This is a genomic window from Mucilaginibacter sp. (assembly GCF_028288225.1).
Lineage (GTDB): Bacteria > Bacteroidota > Bacteroidia > Sphingobacteriales > Sphingobacteriaceae > Mucilaginibacter.
This window is the reverse complement of the sequence record NZ_JAQBOC010000062.1, coordinates 1-23,077: the sequence shown is the minus strand read 5'-3', so window position 1 is coordinate 23,077 and position 23,077 is coordinate 1. Positions and strand designations below refer to the sequence as shown.

Genomic DNA, 23,077 nt, shown 5'->3' with positions numbered 1-23,077 from the left:
CGCTGTTTCATAATGTTCGGCACAGATAGCGAACGGAACAAGATAATAGCGCTATCTTATTGCGGCGCCCATGGTGTTATCACCAATATGCAGGATGAAGCCATGTTCATGTAAATCTGTTAGGACAGTTCTACAACATGGCACATACCAAAAGAGCATTGCGTTTTGTTGGAAACAATTTCAACAAAGGCGTTGCCTGACCTTTTTTTATATAATTATTATAGTATCAGTAAAAAAATAAAGAGGTAAGGCTATGCTGGTGTTCCGTTCTGTTTTTGAGCGACACAGCGTGAAACGGAACGAAACAGGGATGCTTATCCCTTAACTTTATCATTGTCTGCCTGGTTTAAAAGTGCAGCCTTTTCAATATGTGCTTTTGTCAGTCTCTCAAACTATAGCACATTGGTTAAATGACATCATTATCTGCATTGTTGTACCATCCGCAAGCACAGGGCGTCTTTTGTCATTGCCGTTGTTCCGTTCTCTCCCTGTGCCGAACACCCTGAAACAGGGTGAAACAAGTTTTCCGATGTTGTTATCCGCAAAAAATATCGGCTATTAATTAATAATGCCTTTACCTTTGCCGGCAATATGCCCGTACTCGATATTTTGTTTCATGATGAACACCTTGTAGCTATCAACAAGCCGCACGGCCTGCTGGTGCACCGCTCTTCAATTGCTAATGACGCTACCGAGTTTGCCCTGCAAATGCTGCGCGATCAGCTAAACCGCCATGTTTTCCCGGCGCATCGGCTTGACAGAAAAACCGGCGGCGTGCTTTTATTTGCCTTAAGTAAGGATGTTGAGAAACTGATGCAGCAGCAGTTTTCTGAAAACCTGGTTGATAAAAAATACCTGGCAATAGTTAGGGGCCACACGCCCGATACAGAAGAGATAGATTACCCGCTGCGTAAAGAGAACGGCACTTTACAGGAGGCATTTACCAAATACAAAACACTTGCCCGCGCCGAACTTGATGTGCCGCTGGGCAACCACCTGACCTCGCGCTATTCATTGGTTGAGGCTAACCCTGAAAGCGGGCGAATGCACCAGCTGCGCAAACATTTCGCCCATATATTTCACCCAATAATTGGCGACCGTACCCACGGCTGCAATAAGCAAAACAAACTATTTAAAGAGCGCTGGCAACTGGATACCATGCTGCTGCATGCATCGCAATTAACATTTACACATCCGGTTACCCAGGTACCGGTACATATTGAGGCCCCTTTACAGGATGAGTTTTTAAGGGTGATTGGGATTATGGGGTGGGATGTAAGCTTATGAATTTCCATTTTCGTCTTCGCAGGGTCTCCTGAAAGGGACCCTGCGCCGCATGCTAAGTATTCGACCATGCAGTTCTTCCCTCAACATCATACAGCGCAGGGTCCTCTGCGAGAGACCCTGCGGGGACAGTAAAGGCACCAAAAATAAATCCCGGTGCCTTTTCAAGTCTTGAATCCTGATTCTTAACTCTTGCTTCTTTTCTTTCTTAATTAAACTTCACATTTATATCACCACCTGATGCATGTGCGCTAACAGGTATGCCCCCGCCGTTTACGCTTCCGTTAATATGGTTTTTATTCCATTCGCCGCTAAAGCCGCTTATTTTTGATGGATTAACGCTTTCACCCCTTATATCAAGATCGAACCCTTGCTTTTGCGGCAATTCAATTTCAATATTCCCTGAGCTTGCGCTAAGCTTAAGGTATTTGCCTACTTTATTCATTTGCGCAACCAAATTGCCTGCGCTTGTGTTAGCCTCTAAACTGCAGCTCATTCCTTTCAGGTCGATGCCACCACCTGATGTGCTGGTAGATAATTCGCCTTCAATATTGTTGCCCTCAACGCCGCCGCCGCTGGTATGCGCAAGGATGTTGCCCTTTAAGTTGGCAAGCTCTATGCCGCCACCTGAAGTGATCAGCTTGATCTTTCCGCTGCAATTTTTTGCAGTAATACCGCCACCGCTGGTACTCAGATCAATATCTTCGTTTGAATTTGAAACATCAATGCCGCCGCCTGATGTTCTGCCACGGATCATTCCGCTAAGCTTATCAATTTGTAAACCACCACCGCTGGTTGAGAAAGTTTCATTCCCTTTTAAATTATCAAGCTGAATGCCGCCACCACTGGTTTTCAAATTGGTTGAAACCTGTTGCGGAACGTATATTTTAAATGAGATGCTCATTGATCGTTTCCAGTTTGAAAAAGTGTGCTTGTTTTTTACAATTGCATTCAATTCATGTCCGTTAACCGAAATATTCATGTCATAATCTTCAGCAAGGCGCTTTTGAATTTCTTCCTTTGAGAGTTCCCGGCCGTTATTGCCTCTTATATACACCTCTACTCTTGGTGTTTGTCCGCTTTGGCCGCTAACCGATATGCCCCCTGCCGATGTACTTACAACAACGCTGTTGATGGCATCATTTGCTAATGATTTGGTAAGATAGGGTGTTTTGTTTTCGTGATCCTGGGCCAGTGCAACAACGCTTTGGCAGGCTACTATAAATAAGGTTAAGTAAGTTTTCATAATTTAAGTCTGTTTTATCTATCAGACTTAAAATTATACCGATGCGTTGCACCTGGCCCGATATTTTTTTTTGATACCAGGTAAGTCTCACTATACGATCACCCCCTTATTTTTAGGCACCGACAAATAAAAATGCCACAGCAGCATAGTAGCTATAGTTCTGTATGGCTGCCATTGGGTTGCCATTTCTATCATTTGTTCTTTAGTAGTATCGGCAGGTAAATTCTTAACCCGTTTCATCGCATTTACTGCGGCAAGGTCGCCAATTGGAAATACATCCGAATGTTGCAGCACAAACATCAGGTAAACATCGGCTGTCCAGTTACCAATGCCCTTGAGCGCTACTAATTTGGCCCGTACTTCATCATCGGGCATGTCTTCCAACTCATTTAAATTCAGCTGCCCGCTTAGTAAGGTTTCTGCAAGATATTTGATATAGCCATTTTTTTGGCGGCTTACATAACAGGCCCTCATTTCTTCGTCGGTAAGCAATAACAGCCTTACGGGGGTTAGCTCCTGTAATCTTTCTTTCAGTTTATTTAAGGCTGATAAAGCCGATGCCAGGGAAACCTGCTGCTCCAAAATAATGTGCACCAAAGTTTCAAACGAATTTGGCCGCGACCAAAATGGCGGATAACCGTGGGCTTTGACGATAGCAGCAAGATCGGGATCAGCGGCAGCGAGCTTATCGCAAATTGCGTGATAGTTGGATTGGGTAAACTTATTGGTCATATTGTTGTTTTAAAATTACTAATTTTCTTAGGATTTAGCATTTTCTTTTCTCAATTTTACCAATATGAATAACCTGCCCCCATTAGCCGAGCGCATGCGCCCCAAGAACCTGGATGATTATGTGGGGCAAAAACATTTGGTTGGGCCGGGTGCTGTGCTACGCAAAGCTATTGAGTCGGGTTCGCTGCCTTCTATGATATTTTGGGGGCCGCCCGGGGTTGGAAAAACCACGCTGGCCTATATCATCTCGCAAACGCTCGACAGGCCTTTTTTTTCTTTAAGCGCCATTAATTCAGGGGTGAAGGATGTGCGGGAAGTGATTGAAAAAGCATCCCTTTTAAAAGCCGGGGGCCAGATCCTGCCTGTATTGTTCATTGATGAAATTCACCGTTTCTCCAAATCGCAGCAAGATTCATTGCTGGGTGCTGTTGAGCGTGGCATAGTAACGCTTATAGGCGCCACAACCGAAAATCCATCATTCGAAGTTATCTCGGCTTTGCTATCGCGATGCCAGGTTTATATCCTGCAGCCCTTAGACGAAGACGATTTGATGAGCCTGCTGCACAAGGCAATGAAAGAAGATGAAGTGATCAATAAAAAAAATATCATCATTAAAGAAAATGAGGCCCTGCTTCGCTTATCAGGTGGCGATGCCCGCAAGCTGCTCAATATTTTTGAGCTGCTGGTAAACGCTTTCGACAGTAAAAAAATCACCATTACAAACGATGTAGTGCTGGAACATGTACAGCAAAACATGGCACTGTATGATAAAACAGGCGAGCAGCATTATGATATTATTTCGGCCTTTATCAAATCCATGCGCGGCAGCGATCCTAACGGTGCGGTTTATTGGCTGGCGCGAATGATAGTTGGCGGCGAGGACCCGCTATTCATTGCCCGGCGGATGCTGATCCTGTCATCAGAAGACATTGGCAATGCCAATCCTAATGCCCTGCTGCTGGCGCAAAGCTGTTTTGAGGCGGTGAATAAAATTGGCATGCCAGAGTCGCAACTGATCTTATCACAAACTGCCATCTACCTGGCAACATCAGCAAAAAGCAACTCGGCCACAACCGCTATTGGCGCAGCAATAGCCATGGTTAACCAAACCGGCGACCTGCCTGTGCCCCTGCACTTGCGCAATGCGCCTACCAGGTTTATGAAGAACATAGGCTATGGTAAAGATTATAAATATGCCCACAGTTACGAAGGCAATTTCACCGAGCTTGATTTTTTACCCGATGCCATCAAAGGAACAAAACTATATGATCCGGGCAATAATGCCCGCGAAAACGAATCAAAAGAGAAGTTAAGAAAACTTTGGGGCGACAGGTATAAGTATTGAGCCTTGAAAGAGTAAAGAATCAAGAGCCAAGAATCAAGATAAACAAGATAAAAATATTAAGTAAACAGTTTCTGGCTAACTAAAACCAGTACTTTGTTTTGCAATCTCCTGCCTCTTGATTCTTGCCTCTTGATTCTTTTACCTATTATTACCTTATAATTATTTTATAAAGCATACATGACACTAACTTTCCTCAGGCACGAGTTAAAAGCTTTCTGGCGATCAAAAAATACAGGTAAAAGCATTGCTGTGCGTATAGTAATGGCGTTATTAATTTTATACCTGTTTATTAACGTGCTGGTTTTGGGATTTTTTTTAGATAAACTTTTAGAAGGCATGTTCCCCCATGATGACCTGGTTATTTCATTTTGCGGGATCCTCCTTTTTTACTTTTTGTTTGACCTTTTTACGCGCTTACAACTGCAGGACCTGCCTACCCTGCGCGTTCAGCCTTATTTGCAGCTGCCCGTAAAACGCAACTCGCTGGTGCGTTACCTTGCATTTACCTCCTTACTTTCGGTATTTAACCTTTGGCCGTTTGTACTGTTTGCGCCCTTTATTATAAAAATTATTGCAACAGATTCTGGCAGCGTGGTGGCGCTTGCCTTTATAGTGTCGCTGGCCGGACTTACTGTATTTAATAATTATTTTGCACTGTATCTAAAAAGGAAAGCCAATTTAAATGGCTGGATCTTTTTGATAGCTGCGACCGTAATTATACTCATAGGTTTGTCTGATTTTTTATGGCACCTGTTTTCTATCCGTAAATTCTCGTATTTGTTTTTTGGAAATGTGATCACACATCCGGCATTGGCAATTGCGCCCTTGTTGCTCGGAGCAGTAATGTACTATCTTAACTTCTCCTATTTAAAAGATAACCTGTACCTGGAAGAGCTTGGCTCGCGCAAAGCCGTTAAATACAAAAGCAGTACCGAATACCCTTTACTAAGGCGGTTTGGTAGTGTTGGCGACCTTGCAGCTAACGAATTTAAATTAGTATTCCGTAACAAGCGCTCACGGTCGGCTTTTATTATGGGGTTGTTTATTATGTTTTACGGGTTGATATTTTATACTAACCCTAAAATGAATAATGAAAGCTATAAGGTATTTGTAAGCATGTTTATGACCGGCATTTTTATCATCAATTACGGCCAGTTTATGTATAGCTGGCAGGCATCGCACTTTGATGGCCTGCTGGTTAGCAAAGTAAAATTCTCCGACTTTCTAAAAGCCAAGTATTTACTGTTTACCATTATATCAACATTCTTTTTGCTGCTAACCACGCCATACGCTTATTTTGGCTGGAAAACACTTGCTATTGAAGTTATAATGTATTTATGGAACATAGGTGTAAATACTACTTTGGTATTATTTTTTGCCAATCGAAATTATAAACGGATAGACCTTTCAAAAGGTGCCGCCTTTAACTGGGAAGGGGTTGGCGGAAATCAATGGGTTTTATCTATTCCCCTGCTTATAGCTCCTTACGTAATTTACGGGCCATTAGCAATACTTCATCATGATGATGTGGGCCTGGCACTATTAGCTGTTATTGGCCTGGCATTTATTTTTACGCGAAGCTTCTGGATAAAAAAACTGGAGGCAGATTTTTATAACAAACGATACACGATAGCTGAAGGGTTCAGAAACAAGTAATATGATAGAAATTAAAAACCTTAAAAAAATCTATAACGGAGTTACCGTTGTAAATGTCCCCAATATTGAGATAAAGAAAGGTGAAAGCGTTGGTCTGGTGGGTAACAATGGCGCCGGTAAAACCACTTTATTCCGCACGATCCTTGACCTGATAAGGCCCGAAGCCGGTCAGGTTTTATTAAATGGCGAAGTTGTTGCCGGGCACGAAAACTGGAAAAACTATACGGCCTCATATCTTGATGAAGGCTTTTTGATAGATTATCTTACGCCCGAAGAATACTTTTACTTTATTGGCGGTCTGCACCAGCAAACCCGGGCTCATGTTGATGATTCCTTAGTCGGCCTCACAGATTTTTTTAACGGCGAGATCTTAAAAAAAGGAAAATACATCCGTGATCTTTCAAAAGGGAACCAGTGCAAAGTAGGTGTGGCTTCGTGTCTGTTACAAAACCCTGAGTTGCTGATGCTGGATGAACCTTTTGCCAATATAGACCCAAGCACGCAGTTCAGGCTGAAAGGTATCCTGAAGGATCTGAATAAAAACAAAGGGGTAACAACACTGATCTCCAGCCATGATCTTAACCACATTACCGATGTATGCGACCGCATCCTGCTGATGGAAAAGGGCGTGATAATTAAAGATATCGCTACCAGTTCATCAACCTTAAACGAGCTGGAACAGTATTTTGGCGTTGGGCAAACCGTATCCGTAACAACAAAAATTGACGAAGAAGAAAACCATTAAATAACTTTTGTGAACTTTGTGCACATCTTTGTAACCAGTGGTAAAAAAATAACCGCAGAGGAGACACAGAGGACACAAAGAGGAGAAGAATATATTATTGACAATGTACACTATCCGGACAGCAACATTAAGTGATGTTGGAATCATTATAGAAATAGCAGAAAAAACCTGGTGGCCCGCATATTCGCCCATACTTGAAAAAGAACAGATCAGCTTTATGCTGGGTGAAATTTATTCGGTTGAGAAGATCACCTCACAAGTTGAAAATAATACACAAAGCTATTTGCTGCTGATTGAAGATGGCAAGCCCGTAGCATTTGCAGGATACGCGCCGCGCGATGAAGCCCCTGAAATTTATAAACTGCACAAGCTTTACTGCCTGCCCGAAACGCAGGGAAAAGGCTATGGAAAAGTGTTGATAAACGAAGTGATCAATAAAACTATTGAGGCAGGTAAGCACACACTTGATTTAAACGTGAACCGTTATAACAAAGCGAAAAACTTTTACGAAAAAATGGGCTTTGAAGTGGCTTATGAAGAAGATATAGCAATCGGCCTTTACTGGATGAATGATTATGTGATGCGGAAGAAACTATAATTGATAAGCCTTATCAAAGTTTATTCATTAACCAACGATCAATGGACATAGCGCCGCTGCCTTTAACAATAATTATAAGCAACATGGCGAGCAGCATTACAAAATACTCTATCCCTTCACCCTTCTTTTTGCCAAACCAGTTCAGCATCCATCCGTCAGGTAAGTGAACTATAAGGGCGCCGGTAAATATAATGAAGGCCCCACCTGCAGCAAAGCGGCCCAATAATCCTATTATTAACGCCACACTGCCAAACGACTGACTGATAATAATCAGCCAGGCAATAAATTGGGGAACTTTCTTTGTCTTCAAATCCAATAGTGTTGCTTTAATTCCAACGCCGCCAAATCCAAGCTTTTGCAGGCCATACGGTAATATGATTATTCCGCAGATTATACGCAGAAAGGTGTACACATGATTAGCATCGGTTTGTAGCAACTTTTCAATAATATAGATCATCGCTTTAGTTTTTGTTGTTAATTGGCCTTAGGTTCAGCGCCTTCAATGTTTCTCTTTTATAAAGGTACATTAATCGTTATACTTTTAGGGAGTATAAGGCTTAACAATCGTTAATGCTGAATGTAAAGCTATTACTGCCTCAACTGATATTTTAACGCAAAAAAAAGACAACCTGCAAATGAATGAGGTTGTCGTTATAAACCAACTATTTTGAAGCTCAATTATCCGCCGGTTTCTGCCAAAAATAATCCGGGTTGTTAGTTGCATATTCAGCCTTATTGGCCCCGAATTTATTTGTACTGTTTATTGTAGTAAACTTACAGGGATATAAGTTTACATATTGAACGGCCGGTTTGCCTTTCTGCATGGTTTCCAGGTCCCACTCGCTTTTTGCGGCACATCTTATCCAGTAAAGATTTTTTGACATGTAATTAAGGTAAACCTCCTGTGTTTCTTTGTTCTTATGGTTCCAGTTGGCATCTTCATTCAAAACCAGCGGACTATCATTGATCAAACGCTCCCTAACTTCTTCAATGCTTAAATAGTTCCCTTTGTCGTCTTTCAAAAATGCGCCGAAGGTAGGATCCATCCAAACCCATTTATTCAATGTTTTTGACCATACAACTGTTATCACATGGCAGTCAAAATCTGCAGTATCTTTGGGCATACAGGTTACCAGCCTTGCTTTAAAGCCTTCGGCCTGATAAGCATCTTTCAAAATAGTAGCCATCATGCGGCAGTTCACGCCACGGTCATCCTTTTTACAAACAGCTATCAGATCAATTGCATTTTTTGACGGCGGATTATTTGAATTGCCATCATGCCTTACCACATCATGTACCCAATAAAGCAGGTTTTTAAATTTACTGATCTCGTCGCCATTGCCGCTTACTGAATCGAGGTTGAATTTAGTTTTAAAGGCAATCAGCTCAGGGGTACTTGCAGACTGATAGGTAAATACCGGGAGATCAGCTTTTTCCTTATTATAGGTGCCGGCTTTTTTTAGCACATAATTATAATCTCCTTTTTCTTTTACCTGGTTTAACACCGCCTTAAATTTCTCGTCATCACGCAGGCTGTTCAAATCACTGTCTGTTTTTGCCAGGGTATAGTTCGAAAAACCAGCATTATAAGCTTTTTCAAAGCAGCTGATAGCTTTACCTTTCTCGCCGTTCATTGCAGTATAACAAGCCAGGTTATAAAGCATGCCCGGCAAATAGCCCGGGTTGTTTTGTTTAAAAGCTGACGACAGCTTATCATACCGGTCAAACCACTCGTTTGCCAGCGCAATAGATTTAGGATAATCTTTTAAAGCATAGGCGGCACGCATACTGCTATCTGTTTTAATATAATAGGCATTAAAATCTGCTGCTTCCTTACTCTGTTGTGCATTAGCTAAAAGGGTTGCTAAGCAAATACCGCATACTAATAATAGTTTTTTCATTGTTTTTATTTTTTATAAGATGAAATATTTGGGCAATAGGTTGCCAGTGCGGAATATTTTTATCGTTAATTCCTAAGAGTGATTTTAATTTAAATTTTAAATAAGGTAAGTGAAGTTATTTATCCGGTATTGTTTAATTATACCCAAATGTCTGCTCTTTCCGTTTAATATTTTCCAGCAATGTGAATCAGGCGAAATACATTGTGAATTTGGTAATAGAGCTAATAAAAAAGCCCTCGGAAATTATCTGAAGGCTTCGTTGTGCTTAAGGTTAGGGAAATAAATTAATATGCGTCGGTTACGTCGATATTTCCGGAAATTATCAGTTTAGGGTTGCTGCCATCAATCCCGCAAGAATAGATCCCCGCATTTCCTTTTGCATCAAATACAGAGACAAACAAGGTTTTATGATCGGGCGAAATATTTGCATGAGCGGCTACAGAAAGATCTACAGGCAGTGCAAGATTTACTTTAGCAGCGCCTGAACCATCGTAGTTTGCGGTCCAAACCTCGCTTTGTGATGTTGCTGAGCCATATTTTATAAATACAATTTTACCTTGCTGGGCAACTGAAATTTTTCCGGCAGCATCAACTGCTATCGTCTCACCGTCAGGAATTACACCACCAAGCTTCGATGTTGTAGCCGGGGTTAAACTTGAAGATGTTTGTGCCTTGGCTTCTTTTTTACAGCTGATCTGGAATAGAATAATAGAAAATGAGAATGCAATTAAAACAATTGTACTTAACAGGATTTTTTTCATTTTTATAAGGTTTGTGATTATTAACTTTTACTGAATTAGATGCACTTATACGCAAATTTGTTGCAATAAGATACCAGGGAATGTAAAAAAAGCATTACAATACCGGCGCTCACTAACTGATGAGAGAAGTTGCGGAAAAGGAGTTGATGTACTAATACTTTATAAATTACGCATATTCAGGTAACAGCATCCCGGCTAACACATTGATTATTCGCAAAAAAGGCATCTACAAATAAATGTAAATGCCTTTTTAAGATGATTATAACTTCTAAGCTATACCAAATACTTATAAAGTAGCCATATCAATTACAAACCTATACCTAACATCGCCTTTAACCATGCGGTCATAGGCGGCCTGGATGTCTTTTATATCAATCATTTCAATATCCGAAACAATATTATGCTCAGCACAGTAATCCAGCATTTCCTGAGTTTCGGCAAGGCCGCCAATTCCTGAACCGGCCACACTTTTACGGCCGCCAAGTAAACTGAATGCAGCAATTTGAGCCGGCTTTGGCGGAACACCAACGCAAATATGGATGCCATTAGTTCTTAGTAACGACAAGTACATATTAAAATCATGCTCGGCAGAAACGGTATCCAAAATAAAATCAAAGGTACCTTTGGCTGCGTTTACCTGGGCTTCATCAGTAGTAACTACAAAATGATGCGCCCCCAGCTTTTTAGCATCTTCTTCCTTTTTGGGAGAGGTGCTCAATACAGTTACCTCGGCCCCAAAAGCCAAACCAAACTTCACAGCCATGTGGCCAAGTCCGCCCAGGCCCAATACAGCCAGTTTATGTCCTTTACCAACCTTCCAATATCTTAACGGCGAATAGGTGGTAATGCCTGCACATAACAATGGTGCAACAGCTGCCAGGCTTAGCTTATCAGAAATGTGAAGCACAAAATCTTCGTGCACAACAATTGTATTTGAATAGCCGCCATAAGTAGGTGTTTTGCCATCCTGCTCCAAACCGTTATAGGTTTGTGAGTTGCCATTTAAGCAGTATTGCTCTAAATCCTGTTTACAGTTTTCGCATACCCGGCATGAGTCAACCAGGCAGCCGGTTCCTGCCAGGTCGCCAACTTTAAATTTCTTTACATGGTCGCCAACCTTAACCACACGACCAACAATTTCATGGCCTGGTACCATCGGGAAGATCCCCGGGAACCAGTCATTTTTAATTTGGTGAAGGTCTGAGTGGCAAACGCCGCAAAACAAAATATCAAATTGTACGTCGTGAGGCCCTACTTCGCGCCGTTCAAAGGTCCAGGGTGCCAGTGGTGTATTTTCATCCTGAGCAGCATATGCTTTAGTTTCAATCATAGTAGTGTTTTTTTAAAAGTAAGAAATTTCAGAAATCGGAGTGGTTCCGGGTGACAAATATACAGCCACACCAATAAAATGTGCAGCCCTGGTAATTTTTTAATGTATTATTAATGTCAGAATTTAGAGATGATCCTAAAAAATTGTTTCGTCACTTTAATTAGCTTCCGTATACTTTTTAAAATTATCTAAAATAGCCTGCCATCCCCCTTTTTGCATTTCAATTGGGTTTTCGCTTTCAGCCTCAAAGGCTTCAACTACTTTAGTGGCGTTACCCTGGCTAATGAAATCGATCTTAACTTTTCTACCATCTGCAATTACGTATTCTATTAAGCTATGTGGTTTCACATCAGTATAAACACCTTCAAAATCAAAACTAAAGCTGTCATCTTTAGCCGCCATAGTTGTTTTAAATTTACCGTCGGTCCGAAGGTCATTATCTGCATAAGGTGCATGCCAGTCATCAGATGCAAATACCCAGTGGGTAAGGTGTTCAGGGTTTGTCCAATATTCCCATACCTTTTCAACATTTGCATCAATTAATGTTTCTACTGTTATTACTTCTTTAGTTTCCATTTTTCAAGGTTTTTAAATTTTTCAATTGGTAAAATAAAGATATGACAAGATTTTGAACAAAAAAAAGCCTCCGGAAATTAATCTGAAAGCTTATAAAATAGCAATGTTAAACAAGTCACATTAAATAGCCGGGAACACATTTTGAGCCAGTTTGCCCAAAACAGGTATTGGCTTCTCTTGTCCATTTCTGGCGCCGCTTAAACCAATTATCCACAGAAAAATGAACAATACGTTTACTAAAACAATAAGATGTAAAGATGAAAAGATGCCGCTTAATAGTCCCGCCTTATCTAAAACTACAAGCAAGCCATATCTTATTACTATGTAGGTAATATATAAAAGAAGTGTTTGCCTCAATTGAAAACTGCTTAAGCTGGTTTTCTCGGTTTGATGGTATCCAAAATAAGACACCGACCATCCTAAAACAAAAAAATAACTACACAGCCCTGCTGTTTTCCCATCATCCTGTACCCCGAAAATGTCATTTGCCCTCATAAATCCCTTCTGAATTGATTTTAAAAAATCGTTAATAACTGATCCGCTTGTTTACGGGTAATAATTTATTCCGGTAAACCAGCTGTTATACGAAGGGTTTTATTTTTTTGTTATAGATTTTTGAAGGAAATTAAAGCCGGGTTCGTCAGCATATCCGGGATATATCAAAAAGCACAAAAAAACAACAACAAATTATCTTTATACATCAACGGGTATTTATAATAGTTTTGAACTTACAAACCTATATTCGTCAACATTGTTCAATTTCATCATTTTATGATCCGAAGATTAATCATATCCGTTGTGCTTATTGAACTAATTTTAAAATTTTAAACTTCATATTTTTAAAACGAACAATATAATTTAATATAATTTAATGGAGCCTATGAAAATAATTACACGCCAAAAATCATGGTTGATCATCCTTTGCAGTCTCTCCGCATTCAGCACTTTATGCTCATTTTACCTGGGTAAACATCCCGCAGTAAAAACGGGCGATGAATCTCCCAGGATCGTCAATATTGTCAATTTTATCCGCCTGCTTGAACCAAGGGACCCGAAGATCACCCGGGAGGTGTTGTTTCAAACAGTGGTTAAACAGGTAGAGATCATGAAAAAATACAAGCTTGGAGGTACATTCCTGCTGCAGTATGACGCCCTGATGGATCCCCGGTATCAAAAGTTACTGTCGGCTCTTCCGAAAAACTCCTTCGAGATCGGCGCCTGGTGGGAGATTCCCCAACCGCTGGTTGAAAAGGCCGGACTGAAATGGAGAGGACGCTACCCATGGGATTGGCGGGCAAATATCGGCTTCTCTACAGGTTATACACCCCGGGAACGCAAAAAGCTTATTGATGTTTACATGGCCGACTTTAAAAAGATCTTCGGCTATTATCCCAAATCAGTTGCATCATGGTTTATTGATGCCTATAGCCTCAATTACATGTATGAAAAATACCACATCGTGGCTTCGGCAAACTGTAAAGATCAGTACGGCACGGATGGTTACACCCTTTGGGGCGGTTATTGGAACCAGGCTTATTACCCAAGTAAGCTCAATTCTTATATGCCGGCCCAGCATGAACAGAACCAGATCCCGGTACCCATTTTCCGGATGCTTGGCAGCGACCCTGTAAGGCAGTATGATACAGGCTTGGGTTCAAACAGGCAAGGGGTGATCACCCTGGAGCCTGTGTATAAATTCGGGGGCGGCGATTCCACCTGGGTAAACTGGTTCTTCAAAACGTTTGCTGATGATGATGCATTGGGGTTCAACTATACGCAGGCCGGGCAGGAAAATTCTTTTACCTGGGATGCCATGGCTAAAGGCCTTGAACTCCAGATGCCATTGATCGCAAAGCTTAGAGATGAGCATAAGGTAAGGGTAGAAACATTGGAGGCATCGGGCCGCTGGTTTAAAAACAAGTACAAGGTTACACCGGCAACATCCTTTTCGGTTAGTAAGGATCTTGAAGGCAGCGACCTTAAAACGGTATGGTTCAACAGCAGGTTTTACAGGCTTAACATGCTATGGGAACAAGGCACGCTGAGGATCCGTGACATTCACTTATTTAATGAGAAATTTCCATCTATTTATGAAACACAGGCAGCCACATCAAATGAATGCACGTTTTTCACATTGCCTGTTGTAGATGGATATATATGGAGCGCAAAAAATCAGATCGCGGGTTTAAGGCTAAAAGCAATTGTTGACGGAAAAGAAATATTACTGCAGGGAAAAGATCCGAAATTCATCAAAACGGGACCATCGACAATGCACATTACGTGGCCTTTAAAATCAATTGAAGGAACTTTTGAAGTTGATTTGAGCGAGCGGCAAATTAAAATGAAATTGGTAACCGCCAGCGCCATCAACTGGTTTTTCGATCTGAATACCGCGGATGGTATTAAGCTTCCGTTCACCGGGGTAAAGAGCAAAAGCCTGGATTGCCGGTTTGAGCAAATGAACTATTCGGTTAAAGCAGGTAAAGGGTCATTTACCAGGCCAAATAACGGTGCTGTATTAAGGATCAGTCCGCAATTGAATACGATCATATTAGATCTTGATGAAACAAGCAAAGCGGCGGGAAGGGTGAGGGATTAGTGGAAGTGGGGGAGTGGCAATGGCAGGTATAAAAGAAACCACCATGTCATTGCGAGCGCAGCGTGGCAATCGCACGCTATACAGGGCGAACAGAAAGGTGTAGAACTTGCATGAGCGGTTGTGCATGGCGTGCGGTTGCCACGCGGTATGTTGTTAACGCAGATTGCTTCGGACGATGTTTAATTTTAGAACTTAATGACTCTCCCGCTCATGGCCGCGGAGGCCTAGTTACGTTTTTCGTAGTTGTTTGTTTTTCAAAGGCACTCAAGAAGGCCATGCCGTTTGGCTTGACCCAAAAGTGACCAAAAGGTCAAGACAGAAAAAAGCTTCCGCGCTGCAGGCCAGACTCCCTGGCCCGCTTTTCTGTCGTGCCTTTGCCCGCTTTTGTTTTAGGTTCGGATAAGGCTCGGTTCTTCATAATATCCAGGCCCTCTCATAGATGACCCCTGCGTTGTTGTTTGTGGTTAATGAAGACCTTCCCCCTTTCCCATAAAAGAAGTTACTTTTGCCGGATGAAAAACATCCAATCTATTTTATGCGGAGCTAACCAACCAAACAGCCTTTAGTAAATAAAATTCAGTTGTTCAGAATTGCCGTACAACTGACTAAATAATATTCCCCACCGGCACTAAATTCCCCCGCTGCCTATTAGCATTTTTTGCTCTCCCCCCAAACCCCTACCTTTACCCCAAACAAACCCCCATGGAACCATTAACCTACTTTTACGAACACATAAACCGCTACGCCATAGTGGTGAAGCCCAAACAGCCCCTGCTTAACTGGATCAATGCCCTGTACCCGGACATGCTTGAAGACGGCACCGAAACAACCGTTTACCTGGTTAAGGAGCGGGAAACTGATAGCGGCACTGAAAAATGGCTTAAAAAAAATTTCAACGACATTTTTGAAAATGAGCTGAATGACCGCCATACCGATGAAAACGACTGGCCGAAAAATCGCACCTACAAACTATTTACTGAATGGTTTGATACCGAAATCCACACCACCGTGCTGGACATGGAGGAGTCGGTTATAAAAAAGTATTAAGCTTGGTGAGTGGTGAATGGTGAGCAATTAAAAAGTGTCGACTTTTTCAGGACAATCCACAACTCAAAAACCGGAACATGCTGATTGTAAATAAATTACAGCTGCGCATCCAAAAATATCAATTTAGGGCTCCTGATTATCAGTTACTTACTTTTGTTCAGCCATTGAAGCAAGGTGAAACATGCTTATAATCAGCATGTTTCACTTTGTACCAGGCGTTCCGTTGAGTCGTACTGGAAAAGGTTGTCACTTTTTTTATAAAGTTAAAACTATTTGTTGCTTGTTTGTCGAGTTAGGATGTGGGGAACGCGAAGCGTTCTCCACATCCTAACTCGTTTTTCTTTTTTTGCTTCTTTTTTTCTTTTTAAAAGCCGCCGTTTTTTGTGGATAACTTATTTTGATTACCCGTCCATAGTTGCCTCCCTTTTTAATTTCCTTTGGTAAGGGTTTGTCCAGTGACGCTTTAGTTGGTTTACCTTGCTGTGTGCCAGAGCAGGGGTAAGCATATCAATACTTGTGTGCGGCCTTAAATAGTTATAAGTATTCACTGCCTTTGATACAGCCATCCTGGCCGTCTGCACATCCGGGTAGACGTCTTCCAGCAATTCGCTTTTTAATATACCATTTACCCTTTCCGCTATCGCATTATCCCTTGGGTCTCCGCTTTGGGTCATGCTGATACTGATTTTATTTTCCTGCAATAGCCCCACATAATCACTGCAACAATACTGCGATCCCCGATCCGAATGATGAATCAGGCTTTCTGTATTACTGCATGAACCGATAGCCATTCCTAAGGCCGCTACAGGCCCGGCAGCAGTAAGGTGCTCGCTGAGGTGGAAACCTACGATCTTACGGCTATAGGCATCGGATACCAGGCTCAGGAAGCTATGGCCCTGACTTAAGTTAATATAGGTAATATCACTTACCCAAAGCCCTCCGGCCATTACCGGGGTCAGGTTCTGTATCAGGTTAGGATGTTTTTTCATCCAATGGTTCGAGTCTGTCGTTCGCGACTTATTGCTCCGTCCCTTGCCGACTAAAAGACCGTTAAGCCGTAAAAGGGTAAACATGGAGTCCCGGCCAATACTGATCGCATGCTGCTTTAAAAAAGGAGCCATCAACCATAATAATTTAATCGTACCCACCCTTTTCTGGATCTTACGGTAATCCGTCATCTGCTGGATAATCAGCCCTCCCTCAACTTGTGACTTCTCTTTATGGTGCAGCTGCTTATAATAAGCCTGGCGCGAGCGGCCAGACAGTGAACAAAGAAGGGATATAGCAATCCCGTGCGATTCTTTGGTTTTCAAGACTGTCTGGCGCCAACTTTTTTTCTCATACTGGTGCCAAATCTCTCGTCAGCTATATCTATCGTTGCTTCCAATAACAGCACACGGATTTGTGACAGGCGCAATTCTTCCTGTAACCATTTAACATTTGTAGAGATTGGCTCGGGTTCAGGCAACACTTTTCTAATAACTGCCCCCGGTTTATTCAACTTTCCCTTTTTTTTTCCTTTTGATAAGCCATTACCCATTTATAAATATGCAACAGGCGGAACCGGAACCCCGCAAGCGCTTTCAGCTATTTGCTATATTATTTGTTTTGTATAATGTTGGTGGGAAAGACCGAAAGTTGGAAATGTCCGATAGGTGTGAAACACACAGCGGATCAACAATGACCCATCGGGTCTACCTCTTTGTAGAAAAAACAGGTAGAAAGATTTTTTGCCTCATCGAGGCTACCCTTCACCCGCATTTATTATTTTTGTAAATAGCCAAACCGGATTATTATGCCAAACACCTACACGCAATTATAGATCCATTTTGTATTTGCAGTAAAATAGAAAAGCGGTAATACAGGAAGAATGGGAAGATCGTCTTCAAAAGTACATCGCTGGTGTAGTACAAAACAACGGACATAAGCTATTGGCAATAAACACAATGCCTGATCATTTGCATCTTTTTGCCGGGTTAAATCCCAAACAATCAATTTCTGAATTAATGAGGTTGGTAAAAGGCGATAGCTCAAAATTTATAAATAAGGAAGGCTTTACCAGGCGAAAATTTTATTGGCAGGAAGGGTATGGAGCGTTTAGCAATAGCCGTTCCCAAATTGATGGCGTTGTTAAATATATTTTAAATCAAAAAGAACATCATAAAAAACAGACCTTCAAAGAGGAGTATTTGGAGATATTAAATGATTATGCTGTTGAATATGATGAGAAATACATTTTCCAAGACCTGTTAGATGGGTGAAGGGTAGCATCTACGATGAAAAAATGGGCGCATATTGCGTTTCTACAAAGGGGTTGACCCGATGGGTCATGTTAGCAGCAAATGCATTTTTCAAGACCTGTTAGATGGGTGAAGGGTAGCTCCTATGGAGCAAAAATGCGGGCGTGTTGTTTTTCTACAAAGGGGTTGACCCGATGGGTCAGAGCTTCAGGGGAAGCATTACAGGCATCCCCTGATTTATAAAACAGTGTGCCGTGTATTTCCCCAAGAGAAGGGGTCACACGGTACACTGCTTATTTTGATTCTTTCGAACATTTATGTCCTTGGGACTAGCTTTCCGGACCCCGCCTCACAACCTCTTTCTTCCGGTCTTTCGGACTTTCCCGACTTTCGGACTCCTCCTACCGCACCAACGTTCCAATCTGTTCCCCATTGGCAATCTTCATAAAGTTGCCGGGTTTGTTCATGTCGAAAACGATGATTGGCAGGTTGTTTTCCTGGCAAAGGGTAATGGCGGTCATGTCCATAACGTTAAGGCCTTTGTCGTACACTTCCTGGAAGCTTATTTCATTGTAGCGGGTAGCAGATGGGTCTTTCTCCGGATCGGCGGTGTAGATGCCGTCAACGCGGGTACCTTTCAGCACCACGTCGGCTTTTATTTCAATAGCGCGCAGGGATGCGGCTGTATCTGTAGTAAAATAAGGGTTCCCGGTACCTGCGCCAAAGATCACAATATGGCCGACTTCTAAATGGTGCATTGCACGGCGGCGGATATAGGGCTCACAGATCTGCTCCATTTTTATGGCCGACTGCAGACGGGTTTCAACGCCAATGCTTTCAAGGGCATTTTGCAGGGCCATGCAGTTAATTACGGTGGCCAGCATGCCCATATAATCGGCCTGGGCGCGTTCCATGCCCGATTTTTCGGCACTTAAACCGCGGAAAATATTGCCGCCGCCAACAACAACGGCAATTTCCATGCCTTTGTCTTTTACCGCTTTTATATCCTGGGCATATTGTAAAACCTGCTTATTATCAATTCCGTATTGTTTATCGCCCATCAGCGATTCGCCGCTAAGTTTTAGTAGGATTCTTTTATATGCCATGAGGTAGTTAAATTGGTCAAAAATATAGAAATATAATCAGTGTTAAAATTTTATGTCGACTTTGTTAAATAATAGTCGTTTAAAGCAGACGGAGGCCCTGTCAAGTTTTCTGTTAACTCTGTGCACCTCCCTTTGTGACCTCTGCGGTAAAAATTAACCACGGAGTACGCTAAGAATCACAAAGAGCACGGAGAATAAGCCCCTTTAAACACCGTTCCCTGCACTTCAAAATCAGCATTAAAAACAATAAGATCCGCATCATAGCCTGCGGCAACCTTTCCCTTTTTAGGGAGCGAAGCCAGCTGGGCAGGGTACAACGAGGCCATATTAACAGCTTCGGCAAGGTTGATCCCAACGTGCTCCACGCAGTTCTGTACCGCTTTTAGCATGGTAAGGCATGAACCTGAGAGCGTACCGTCAGGCATTACATAACGGTCGCCGGTAAACTGGTGCTGGTAGGTGCCTTCTGTAGCCGCAGTAACAGCATCGGTAATTAAAAATAGCTTATCGCCCAGCTCGCGTTTGGCCAGCCGCACCATTGCAAAATCAACATGGATGCCATCGGCAACAATGCTGGTATAAGGGCGCTCCTCAAAAATTGCGGGGATATAACCCGGTTCGCGGTGGTGCATTTGCGGCATGGCATTAAACAGGTGTGTTACTGCCGGGATAGGTTTATTTAAAAAACCTTTACCCTCGGCATAGGTGGCATTGCTATGGCCCGATGATAATATCACACCATGAGCATGCAGGTAATCAATCACCTCCTGATCCTGCAATTCAGGGGCAATGGTCATCATCTTAATAACGCCGTCGGCCTTTTCAATCCAGCCTTTTACTTCGGCAAGGGTGCCTTTTTTTATCAGGTTAGCCGGGTGTGCGCCTTTTTTTATAGGGTTCAGATAAGGTCCTTCCAGGTGCAGGCCCCAAAAGTTTCCTTTGCTGCGTTCACGGTAGATCTTAGCCGATTCAATCCCCTGTTCAACAATATCATTGGTATTGGTGCCGATGGTAGCAAAAAAACCGATGGTGCCCTGGCTCAGCAGGTCGCTTTCCATGCGTTCCAAAGCTTCCACTTCGGGCGTTCCGGCAAACAGCTTGCCGCCGCTGCCATAAATTTGCAAGTCAATTAATCCCGGTGCAACAAATGCACCTTTAAGATCTATTTTTTGAACGCCATCAGGCATGGCGCTTTCATCGGTAATGGCAATAATTTTGTCGCCGGTAATTAAAACTACTTTGCCGGCGGTGATGGAGCCATCAGAGATGAGTTGGAGGTTGTGGAGGGCTGTTATCATATTGTAACGTTTACAAACGCGTCATTGCGAGGAACGATCCGCCAGCTGGCGGACTACATAGGACATTCAACGAACCATAAAACTCTTAGAGACCTACAGCCGACTGTTTGGTCGCCACATTACTTACCGGTCCATGATTTGCGTGTGAAGAGTTTGCTTCGTTCCTCGCAATGACGCGTGATTTATTATAACAAAAAAAATCCCCTTCGTTTTAACGAAGGGGACTAAATATTTAAGCTCCTAAAGCAACCCGCTTAAAGGCGTTAAATGTTAAACCTTTTTCAACAGTGCTCAAAAACTGAGCAACGCTTTTGGAAGGATCCTTAACAAACTCCTGGTTTAATAAGGTTGAATCTTTATAAAATTTGTTCAGCTTGCCTACAGAGATCTTTTCAACCATTTCTTCAGGTTTGCCTTCTGCGCGGATCTGCTCTTTTGCAATTTCAAGCTCACGCTCAATTGTAGTAGCATCAACGCCGTCTTTATCAATAGCAACAGGGTTCATAGCTGCAATTTGCATCGCAACGTCTTTACCTGCTTCGTCAGCACCGGCAGCGTTAGCGCTTAAGCCAACCAATACACCTAAACGGTAGTTACCGTGGATGTAAGCAACAACTTTTTCGCCTTCAACTACAACATATTTGCTGATACCTATCTTCTCGCCAATTTTACCGGTTTTGTCAATAATAACGTCACCAATTTTTGCACGGTTAACTTCAGTATCAATTTCAAGGTCATTCAACTCTTCTAAAGTTGCAGGCTTGTTTTCAACAGCAGTGTTAGCTATCAGGTTTGCAAAAGCAATAAACTCGGCATTTTTAGCCACAAAATCAGTTTCGCAGTTAAGCTCAATGATCACACCGCGTTTGCCATCAACAGAAGCACGTGCAATAACCACACCTTCGTTTGATTCGCGATCCTGGCGGCTGGCCGCTACTTTAGCGCCTTTTTTTCTTAAAAAATCAATAGCAGCTTCAAAATCGCCATTGGTTTCAGTTAAAGCTTTTTTGCAATCCATCATACCGGCACCAGTTTGCTGGCGCAGTTTGTTTACGTCGGATGCAGATATAGTTACTGTAGACATTTCTTTGTTTTTTATATGTTAAAAATCGTAAGCCCTAAGTCCAAAGTCACTCAGTACTTTCGACTTAAGACTTACGACTAAATTCAATTATTCCTCTGTGCTCTCAGCTTTTGGCGTAGCATCTTCAACCGCAGCATCAGCTTCAACAGCTACTTTGCGGGTTCTTTTGCCTTCGGCTGCTGGTGCGCGGTCAACAACTGCTGCTTCAGGAGCATCAGCTTTTGCTTTGGCAACGGCTGCTTCTTTTTCAGCTTCGTCTTCTTTCTCGCGTTTGCGCTCATCCAAACCTTCAACAATTGCCTGTATAATAATACCGGTAATTAATGAGATCGATTTGGTTGCATCATCATTCGCCGGGATAGGAAAATCGATGTTTGAAGGATCAGAGTTGGTATCAACCATAGCAAATGTAGGGATGTTCAACTTTAATGCTTCTGAAACTGCGATATGCTCTTTCTTAACGTCAATTAAAAACAAGGCAGCCGGTAAGCGGTTTAAGTCAGCAATACCACCTAACAAAGTTTCTAATTTAATACGCTCACGCTGTATCATCAGTCTTTCTTTTTTGGAAAGATTGCTGTAAGTACCGTCCTTAGTCAATTTATCGATGTTTGACATCTTTTTGATCGACTTGCGCACAGTGGCAAAGTTGGTTAACATACCACCTAACCAGCGTTCGGTTATGAAAGGCATGTTTACACCTTTTGCATATTCAGCAACAATATCTTTCGCTTGTTTCTTTGTAGCTACGAATAATACTTTACGTCCTGATTTTACAATCTGTTTTATAGCTGCAGCAGCTTCTTCAACCTTTGTTAAGGTTTTATTTAAATCGATGATGTGGATACCGTTGCGCTCCATAAAAATGTACTGTGACATTTTTGGATCCCATTTGCGGGTAAGGTGACCAAAGTGTACACCTGCATCCAGTAAGTCCTGATATGTTGTTCTTGCCATTTTGTTGTCCTCCTTTGATTAACGTTTACTGAATTGGAATCTCTTACGTGCTTTCTTGCGTCCTGGTTTTTTACGCTCAACCATACGGTCATCACGTGTCATTATACCTTTAGCTCGCAGTGAAGGTTTCTTTTCAGGATCGAGTTCAACAATAGCTTTCGCAATAGCTAAACGAACGGCCTCAGCCTGTCCTTTAACACCACCACCAGCAACATTTACCTTAACATCAAATTTTCCGGTTGAACCAGAAACCTCAGTGCTCTGAGTAACGATGTATTGTAGTGGCAATGTTGGGAAGTACTCTTTGTAATCTTTACCGTTTACGATAATAGCGCCGCTGCCATCTGTTAAGTAGATGCGTGCAACAGCTGTTTTTCTTCTGCCCGAAGTGTTAGTTGTTGGCATTTTTTCTTTCTCCTTAAATTAAAAGTTAAATGGTTGTTGGGTTTTGTGCTTCATGAGGATGCTCAGCGCCTGCATATACATGCAAATTGCCAAACAATGCTTTGCCCAAACGATTTTTAGGTAACATACCACGCACCGCTTTTTCAATTACGCGTGTAGGATGCTTT

General features: G+C 42.2%; 24 protein-coding genes. 8 read left to right on the top strand and 16 right to left on the bottom strand.

Features of this window, described 5'->3' with window-relative positions; translation table 11 throughout:
• Positions 1-591 precede the first annotated feature (591 nt).
• Entirely contained in the window at positions 592-1,287 is a 696-nt protein-coding gene (locus JWQ54_RS19060; RefSeq protein WP_299588038.1) for a pseudouridine synthase, read from the top strand.
• 205 nt (positions 1,288-1,492) lie between these two features.
• Here JWQ54_RS19060 and JWQ54_RS19055 read toward each other — a convergent pair whose 3' ends face one another.
• Entirely contained in the window at positions 1,493-2,530 is a 1,038-nt protein-coding gene (locus JWQ54_RS19055) for a DUF4097 family beta strand repeat-containing protein (protein WP_299588036.1), read from the bottom strand.
• Positions 2,531-2,620: 90 nt separating this feature from the next.
• On the bottom strand, positions 2,621-3,262 hold the full coding sequence (locus JWQ54_RS19050) for a DNA-3-methyladenine glycosylase 2 family protein (RefSeq protein WP_299588033.1): 642 nt from the start codon (positions 3,260-3,262) through the stop codon (positions 2,621-2,623).
• A 64-nt stretch (positions 3,263-3,326) separates the two neighbouring features.
• On the opposite strand from JWQ54_RS19050, the gene JWQ54_RS19045 reads away from it, so the two are divergent.
• The 4 genes from JWQ54_RS19045 to JWQ54_RS19030 all read left to right on the top strand — a co-directional run bounded on the left by JWQ54_RS19045 (position 3,327) and on the right by JWQ54_RS19030 (position 7,606).
• A complete protein-coding gene (locus JWQ54_RS19045; RefSeq protein ID WP_299588031.1) occupies positions 3,327-4,607 on the top strand; it encodes a replication-associated recombination protein A in 1,281 nt (426 codons plus the stop codon).
• Positions 4,608-4,784: 177 nt separating this feature from the next.
• Positions 4,785-6,263, top strand: coding sequence for a DUF5687 family protein (locus JWQ54_RS19040; protein ID WP_299588029.1), 1,479 nt, complete (start codon positions 4,785-4,787; stop codon positions 6,261-6,263).
• A gap of 1 nt (position 6,264) precedes the next feature.
• Positions 6,265-7,008 carry an ABC transporter ATP-binding protein gene (locus tag JWQ54_RS19035; protein ID WP_299588026.1) on the top strand — a complete coding sequence of 248 codons (744 nt, stop codon included), beginning with the start codon at positions 6,265-6,267 and terminating at the stop codon, positions 7,006-7,008.
• Between the two features lie 103 nt (positions 7,009-7,111).
• Entirely contained in the window at positions 7,112-7,606 is a 495-nt protein-coding gene (locus JWQ54_RS19030) for a GNAT family N-acetyltransferase (protein WP_299588023.1), read from the top strand.
• Positions 7,607-7,619: 13 nt separating this feature from the next.
• Here the strand turns inward: JWQ54_RS19030 and JWQ54_RS19025 are convergent, their stop codons facing one another.
• The 6 genes from JWQ54_RS19025 to JWQ54_RS19000 all read right to left on the bottom strand — a co-directional run bounded on the left by JWQ54_RS19025 (position 7,620) and on the right by JWQ54_RS19000 (position 12,669).
• Entirely contained in the window at positions 7,620-8,063 is a 444-nt protein-coding gene (locus JWQ54_RS19025; protein ID WP_299588020.1) for a DoxX family protein, read from the bottom strand.
• Positions 8,064-8,280: 217 nt separating this feature from the next.
• The gene (locus JWQ54_RS19020) at positions 8,281-9,507 is read right to left on the bottom strand and encodes a transglutaminase domain-containing protein (protein ID WP_299588018.1); all 1,227 of its coding nucleotides are present in this window, start codon (positions 9,505-9,507) and stop codon (positions 8,281-8,283) included.
• Between the two features lie 284 nt (positions 9,508-9,791).
• Entirely contained in the window at positions 9,792-10,268 is a 477-nt protein-coding gene (locus tag JWQ54_RS19015) for a hypothetical protein (RefSeq protein WP_299588016.1), read from the bottom strand.
• Positions 10,269-10,554: 286 nt separating this feature from the next.
• A complete protein-coding gene (locus tag JWQ54_RS19010) occupies positions 10,555-11,598 on the bottom strand; it encodes an NAD(P)-dependent alcohol dehydrogenase (protein WP_299588014.1) in 1,044 nt (347 codons plus the stop codon).
• A gap of 156 nt (positions 11,599-11,754) precedes the next feature.
• On the bottom strand, positions 11,755-12,174 hold the full coding sequence (locus tag JWQ54_RS19005) for an SRPBCC family protein (protein ID WP_299588011.1): 420 nt from the start codon (positions 12,172-12,174) through the stop codon (positions 11,755-11,757).
• Positions 12,175-12,294: 120 nt separating this feature from the next.
• Positions 12,295-12,669 (bottom strand): hypothetical protein, encoded by a 375-nt coding sequence (locus JWQ54_RS19000; protein WP_299588009.1) that lies wholly within the window; start codon positions 12,667-12,669, stop codon positions 12,295-12,297.
• A 385-nt stretch (positions 12,670-13,054) separates the two neighbouring features.
• Between JWQ54_RS19000 and JWQ54_RS18995 the strand changes: the two genes are divergently transcribed.
• Together JWQ54_RS18995 and JWQ54_RS18990 are read left to right on the top strand one after the other, a co-directional pair.
• Positions 13,055-14,773 (top strand): hypothetical protein, encoded by a 1,719-nt coding sequence (locus JWQ54_RS18995; RefSeq protein WP_299588008.1) that lies wholly within the window; start codon positions 13,055-13,057, stop codon positions 14,771-14,773.
• A 702-nt stretch (positions 14,774-15,475) separates the two neighbouring features.
• Positions 15,476-15,820: a hypothetical protein gene (locus JWQ54_RS18990; protein ID WP_299588006.1), complete on the top strand. Its 345-nt coding sequence runs from the start codon at positions 15,476-15,478 to the stop codon at positions 15,818-15,820.
• Positions 15,821-16,221: 401 nt separating this feature from the next.
• Here JWQ54_RS18990 and JWQ54_RS18985 read toward each other — a convergent pair whose 3' ends face one another.
• The gene (locus tag JWQ54_RS18985) at positions 16,222-17,133 is read right to left on the bottom strand and encodes an IS3 family transposase (RefSeq protein WP_299588004.1); all 912 of its coding nucleotides are present in this window, start codon (positions 17,131-17,133) and stop codon (positions 16,222-16,224) included.
• On the bottom strand, positions 17,130-17,360 hold the full coding sequence (locus JWQ54_RS18980; protein ID WP_299588002.1) for a hypothetical protein: 231 nt from the start codon (positions 17,358-17,360) through the stop codon (positions 17,130-17,132). The genes JWQ54_RS18985 and JWQ54_RS18980 overlap by 4 nt, the downstream gene beginning before the upstream one ends.
• A 319-nt stretch (positions 17,361-17,679) precedes the next feature.
• On the opposite strand from JWQ54_RS18980, the gene tnpA reads away from it, so the two are divergent.
• On the top strand, positions 17,680-18,081 hold the full coding sequence (gene tnpA, locus JWQ54_RS18975; protein WP_367187119.1) for an IS200/IS605 family transposase: 402 nt from the start codon (positions 17,680-17,682) through the stop codon (positions 18,079-18,081).
• Positions 18,082-18,461: 380 nt separating this feature from the next.
• On the opposite strand, the gene pyrH is transcribed toward tnpA, so the two are convergent.
• The 6 genes from pyrH to JWQ54_RS18945 all read right to left on the bottom strand — a co-directional run.
• Positions 18,462-19,166, bottom strand: coding sequence for a UMP kinase (gene pyrH, locus JWQ54_RS18970; RefSeq protein ID WP_299587999.1), 705 nt, complete (start codon positions 19,164-19,166; stop codon positions 18,462-18,464).
• Between the two features lie 176 nt (positions 19,167-19,342).
• Entirely contained in the window at positions 19,343-20,464 is a 1,122-nt protein-coding gene (nagA, locus tag JWQ54_RS18965; RefSeq protein WP_299587996.1) for an N-acetylglucosamine-6-phosphate deacetylase, read from the bottom strand.
• Positions 20,465-20,696: 232 nt separating this feature from the next.
• Positions 20,697-21,548, bottom strand: a complete 852-nt coding sequence (tsf, locus tag JWQ54_RS18960; protein ID WP_299587993.1) for a translation elongation factor Ts — start codon at positions 21,546-21,548, stop codon at positions 20,697-20,699.
• Between the two features lie 87 nt (positions 21,549-21,635).
• The gene (gene rpsB / locus JWQ54_RS18955; protein WP_299587991.1) at positions 21,636-22,505 is read right to left on the bottom strand and encodes a 30S ribosomal protein S2; all 870 of its coding nucleotides are present in this window, start codon (positions 22,503-22,505) and stop codon (positions 21,636-21,638) included.
• Between the two features lie 18 nt (positions 22,506-22,523).
• Entirely contained in the window at positions 22,524-22,910 is a 387-nt protein-coding gene (gene rpsI, locus JWQ54_RS18950) for a 30S ribosomal protein S9 (RefSeq protein WP_299587989.1), read from the bottom strand.
• Between the two features lie 25 nt (positions 22,911-22,935).
• The coding region (locus tag JWQ54_RS18945) for an uL13 family ribosomal protein (protein ID WP_299588342.1) at positions 22,936-23,077 on the bottom strand (142 nt) is incomplete at its 5' end.

Bases quoted from the DNA above. Each gene is read 5' to 3' on its own strand.
- JWQ54_RS19030 (WP_299588023.1), top strand. From the start codon at position 7,112: ATGTACACTATCCGGACAGCAACATTAAGTGATGTTGGAATCATTATA.
- rpsB (WP_299587991.1), bottom strand. From the start codon at position 22,505: ATGGCAAGAACAACATATCAGGACTTACTGGATGCAGGTGTACACTTT.
- JWQ54_RS19015 (WP_299588016.1), bottom strand. From the start codon at position 10,268: ATGAAAAAAATCCTGTTAAGTACAATTGTTTTAATTGCATTCTCATTT.
- JWQ54_RS19035 (WP_299588026.1), top strand. From the start codon at position 6,265: ATGATAGAAATTAAAAACCTTAAAAAAATCTATAACGGAGTTACCGTT.
- JWQ54_RS18980 (WP_299588002.1), bottom strand. From the start codon at position 17,360: ATGGGTAATGGCTTATCAAAAGGAAAAAAAAAGGGAAAGTTGAATAAA.
- JWQ54_RS19040 (WP_299588029.1), top strand. From the start codon at position 4,785: ATGACACTAACTTTCCTCAGGCACGAGTTAAAAGCTTTCTGGCGATCA.
- nagA (WP_299587996.1), bottom strand. From the start codon at position 20,464: ATGATAACAGCCCTCCACAACCTCCAACTCATCTCTGATGGCTCCATC.
- JWQ54_RS19010 (WP_299588014.1), bottom strand. From the start codon at position 11,598: ATGATTGAAACTAAAGCATATGCTGCTCAGGATGAAAATACACCACTG.
- JWQ54_RS18995 (WP_299588008.1), top strand. From the start codon at position 13,055: ATGAAAATAATTACACGCCAAAAATCATGGTTGATCATCCTTTGCAGT.
- rpsI (WP_299587989.1), bottom strand. From the start codon at position 22,910: ATGCCAACAACTAACACTTCGGGCAGAAGAAAAACAGCTGTTGCACGC.
- JWQ54_RS18990 (WP_299588006.1), top strand. From the start codon at position 15,476: ATGGAACCATTAACCTACTTTTACGAACACATAAACCGCTACGCCATA.
- JWQ54_RS19045 (WP_299588031.1), top strand. From the start codon at position 3,327: ATGAATAACCTGCCCCCATTAGCCGAGCGCATGCGCCCCAAGAACCTG.
- JWQ54_RS19025 (WP_299588020.1), bottom strand. From the start codon at position 8,063: ATGATCTATATTATTGAAAAGTTGCTACAAACCGATGCTAATCATGTG.
- JWQ54_RS19005 (WP_299588011.1), bottom strand. From the start codon at position 12,174: ATGGAAACTAAAGAAGTAATAACAGTAGAAACATTAATTGATGCAAAT.
- JWQ54_RS19000 (WP_299588009.1), bottom strand. From the start codon at position 12,669: ATGAGGGCAAATGACATTTTCGGGGTACAGGATGATGGGAAAACAGCA.
- pyrH (WP_299587999.1), bottom strand. From the start codon at position 19,166: ATGGCATATAAAAGAATCCTACTAAAACTTAGCGGCGAATCGCTGATG.
- tsf (WP_299587993.1), bottom strand. From the start codon at position 21,548: ATGTCTACAGTAACTATATCTGCATCCGACGTAAACAAACTGCGCCAG.
- JWQ54_RS19060 (WP_299588038.1), top strand. From the start codon at position 592: ATGCCCGTACTCGATATTTTGTTTCATGATGAACACCTTGTAGCTATC.
- JWQ54_RS19055 (WP_299588036.1), bottom strand. From the start codon at position 2,530: ATGAAAACTTACTTAACCTTATTTATAGTAGCCTGCCAAAGCGTTGTT.
- JWQ54_RS19020 (WP_299588018.1), bottom strand. From the start codon at position 9,507: ATGAAAAAACTATTATTAGTATGCGGTATTTGCTTAGCAACCCTTTTA.
- JWQ54_RS19050 (WP_299588033.1), bottom strand. From the start codon at position 3,262: ATGACCAATAAGTTTACCCAATCCAACTATCACGCAATTTGCGATAAG.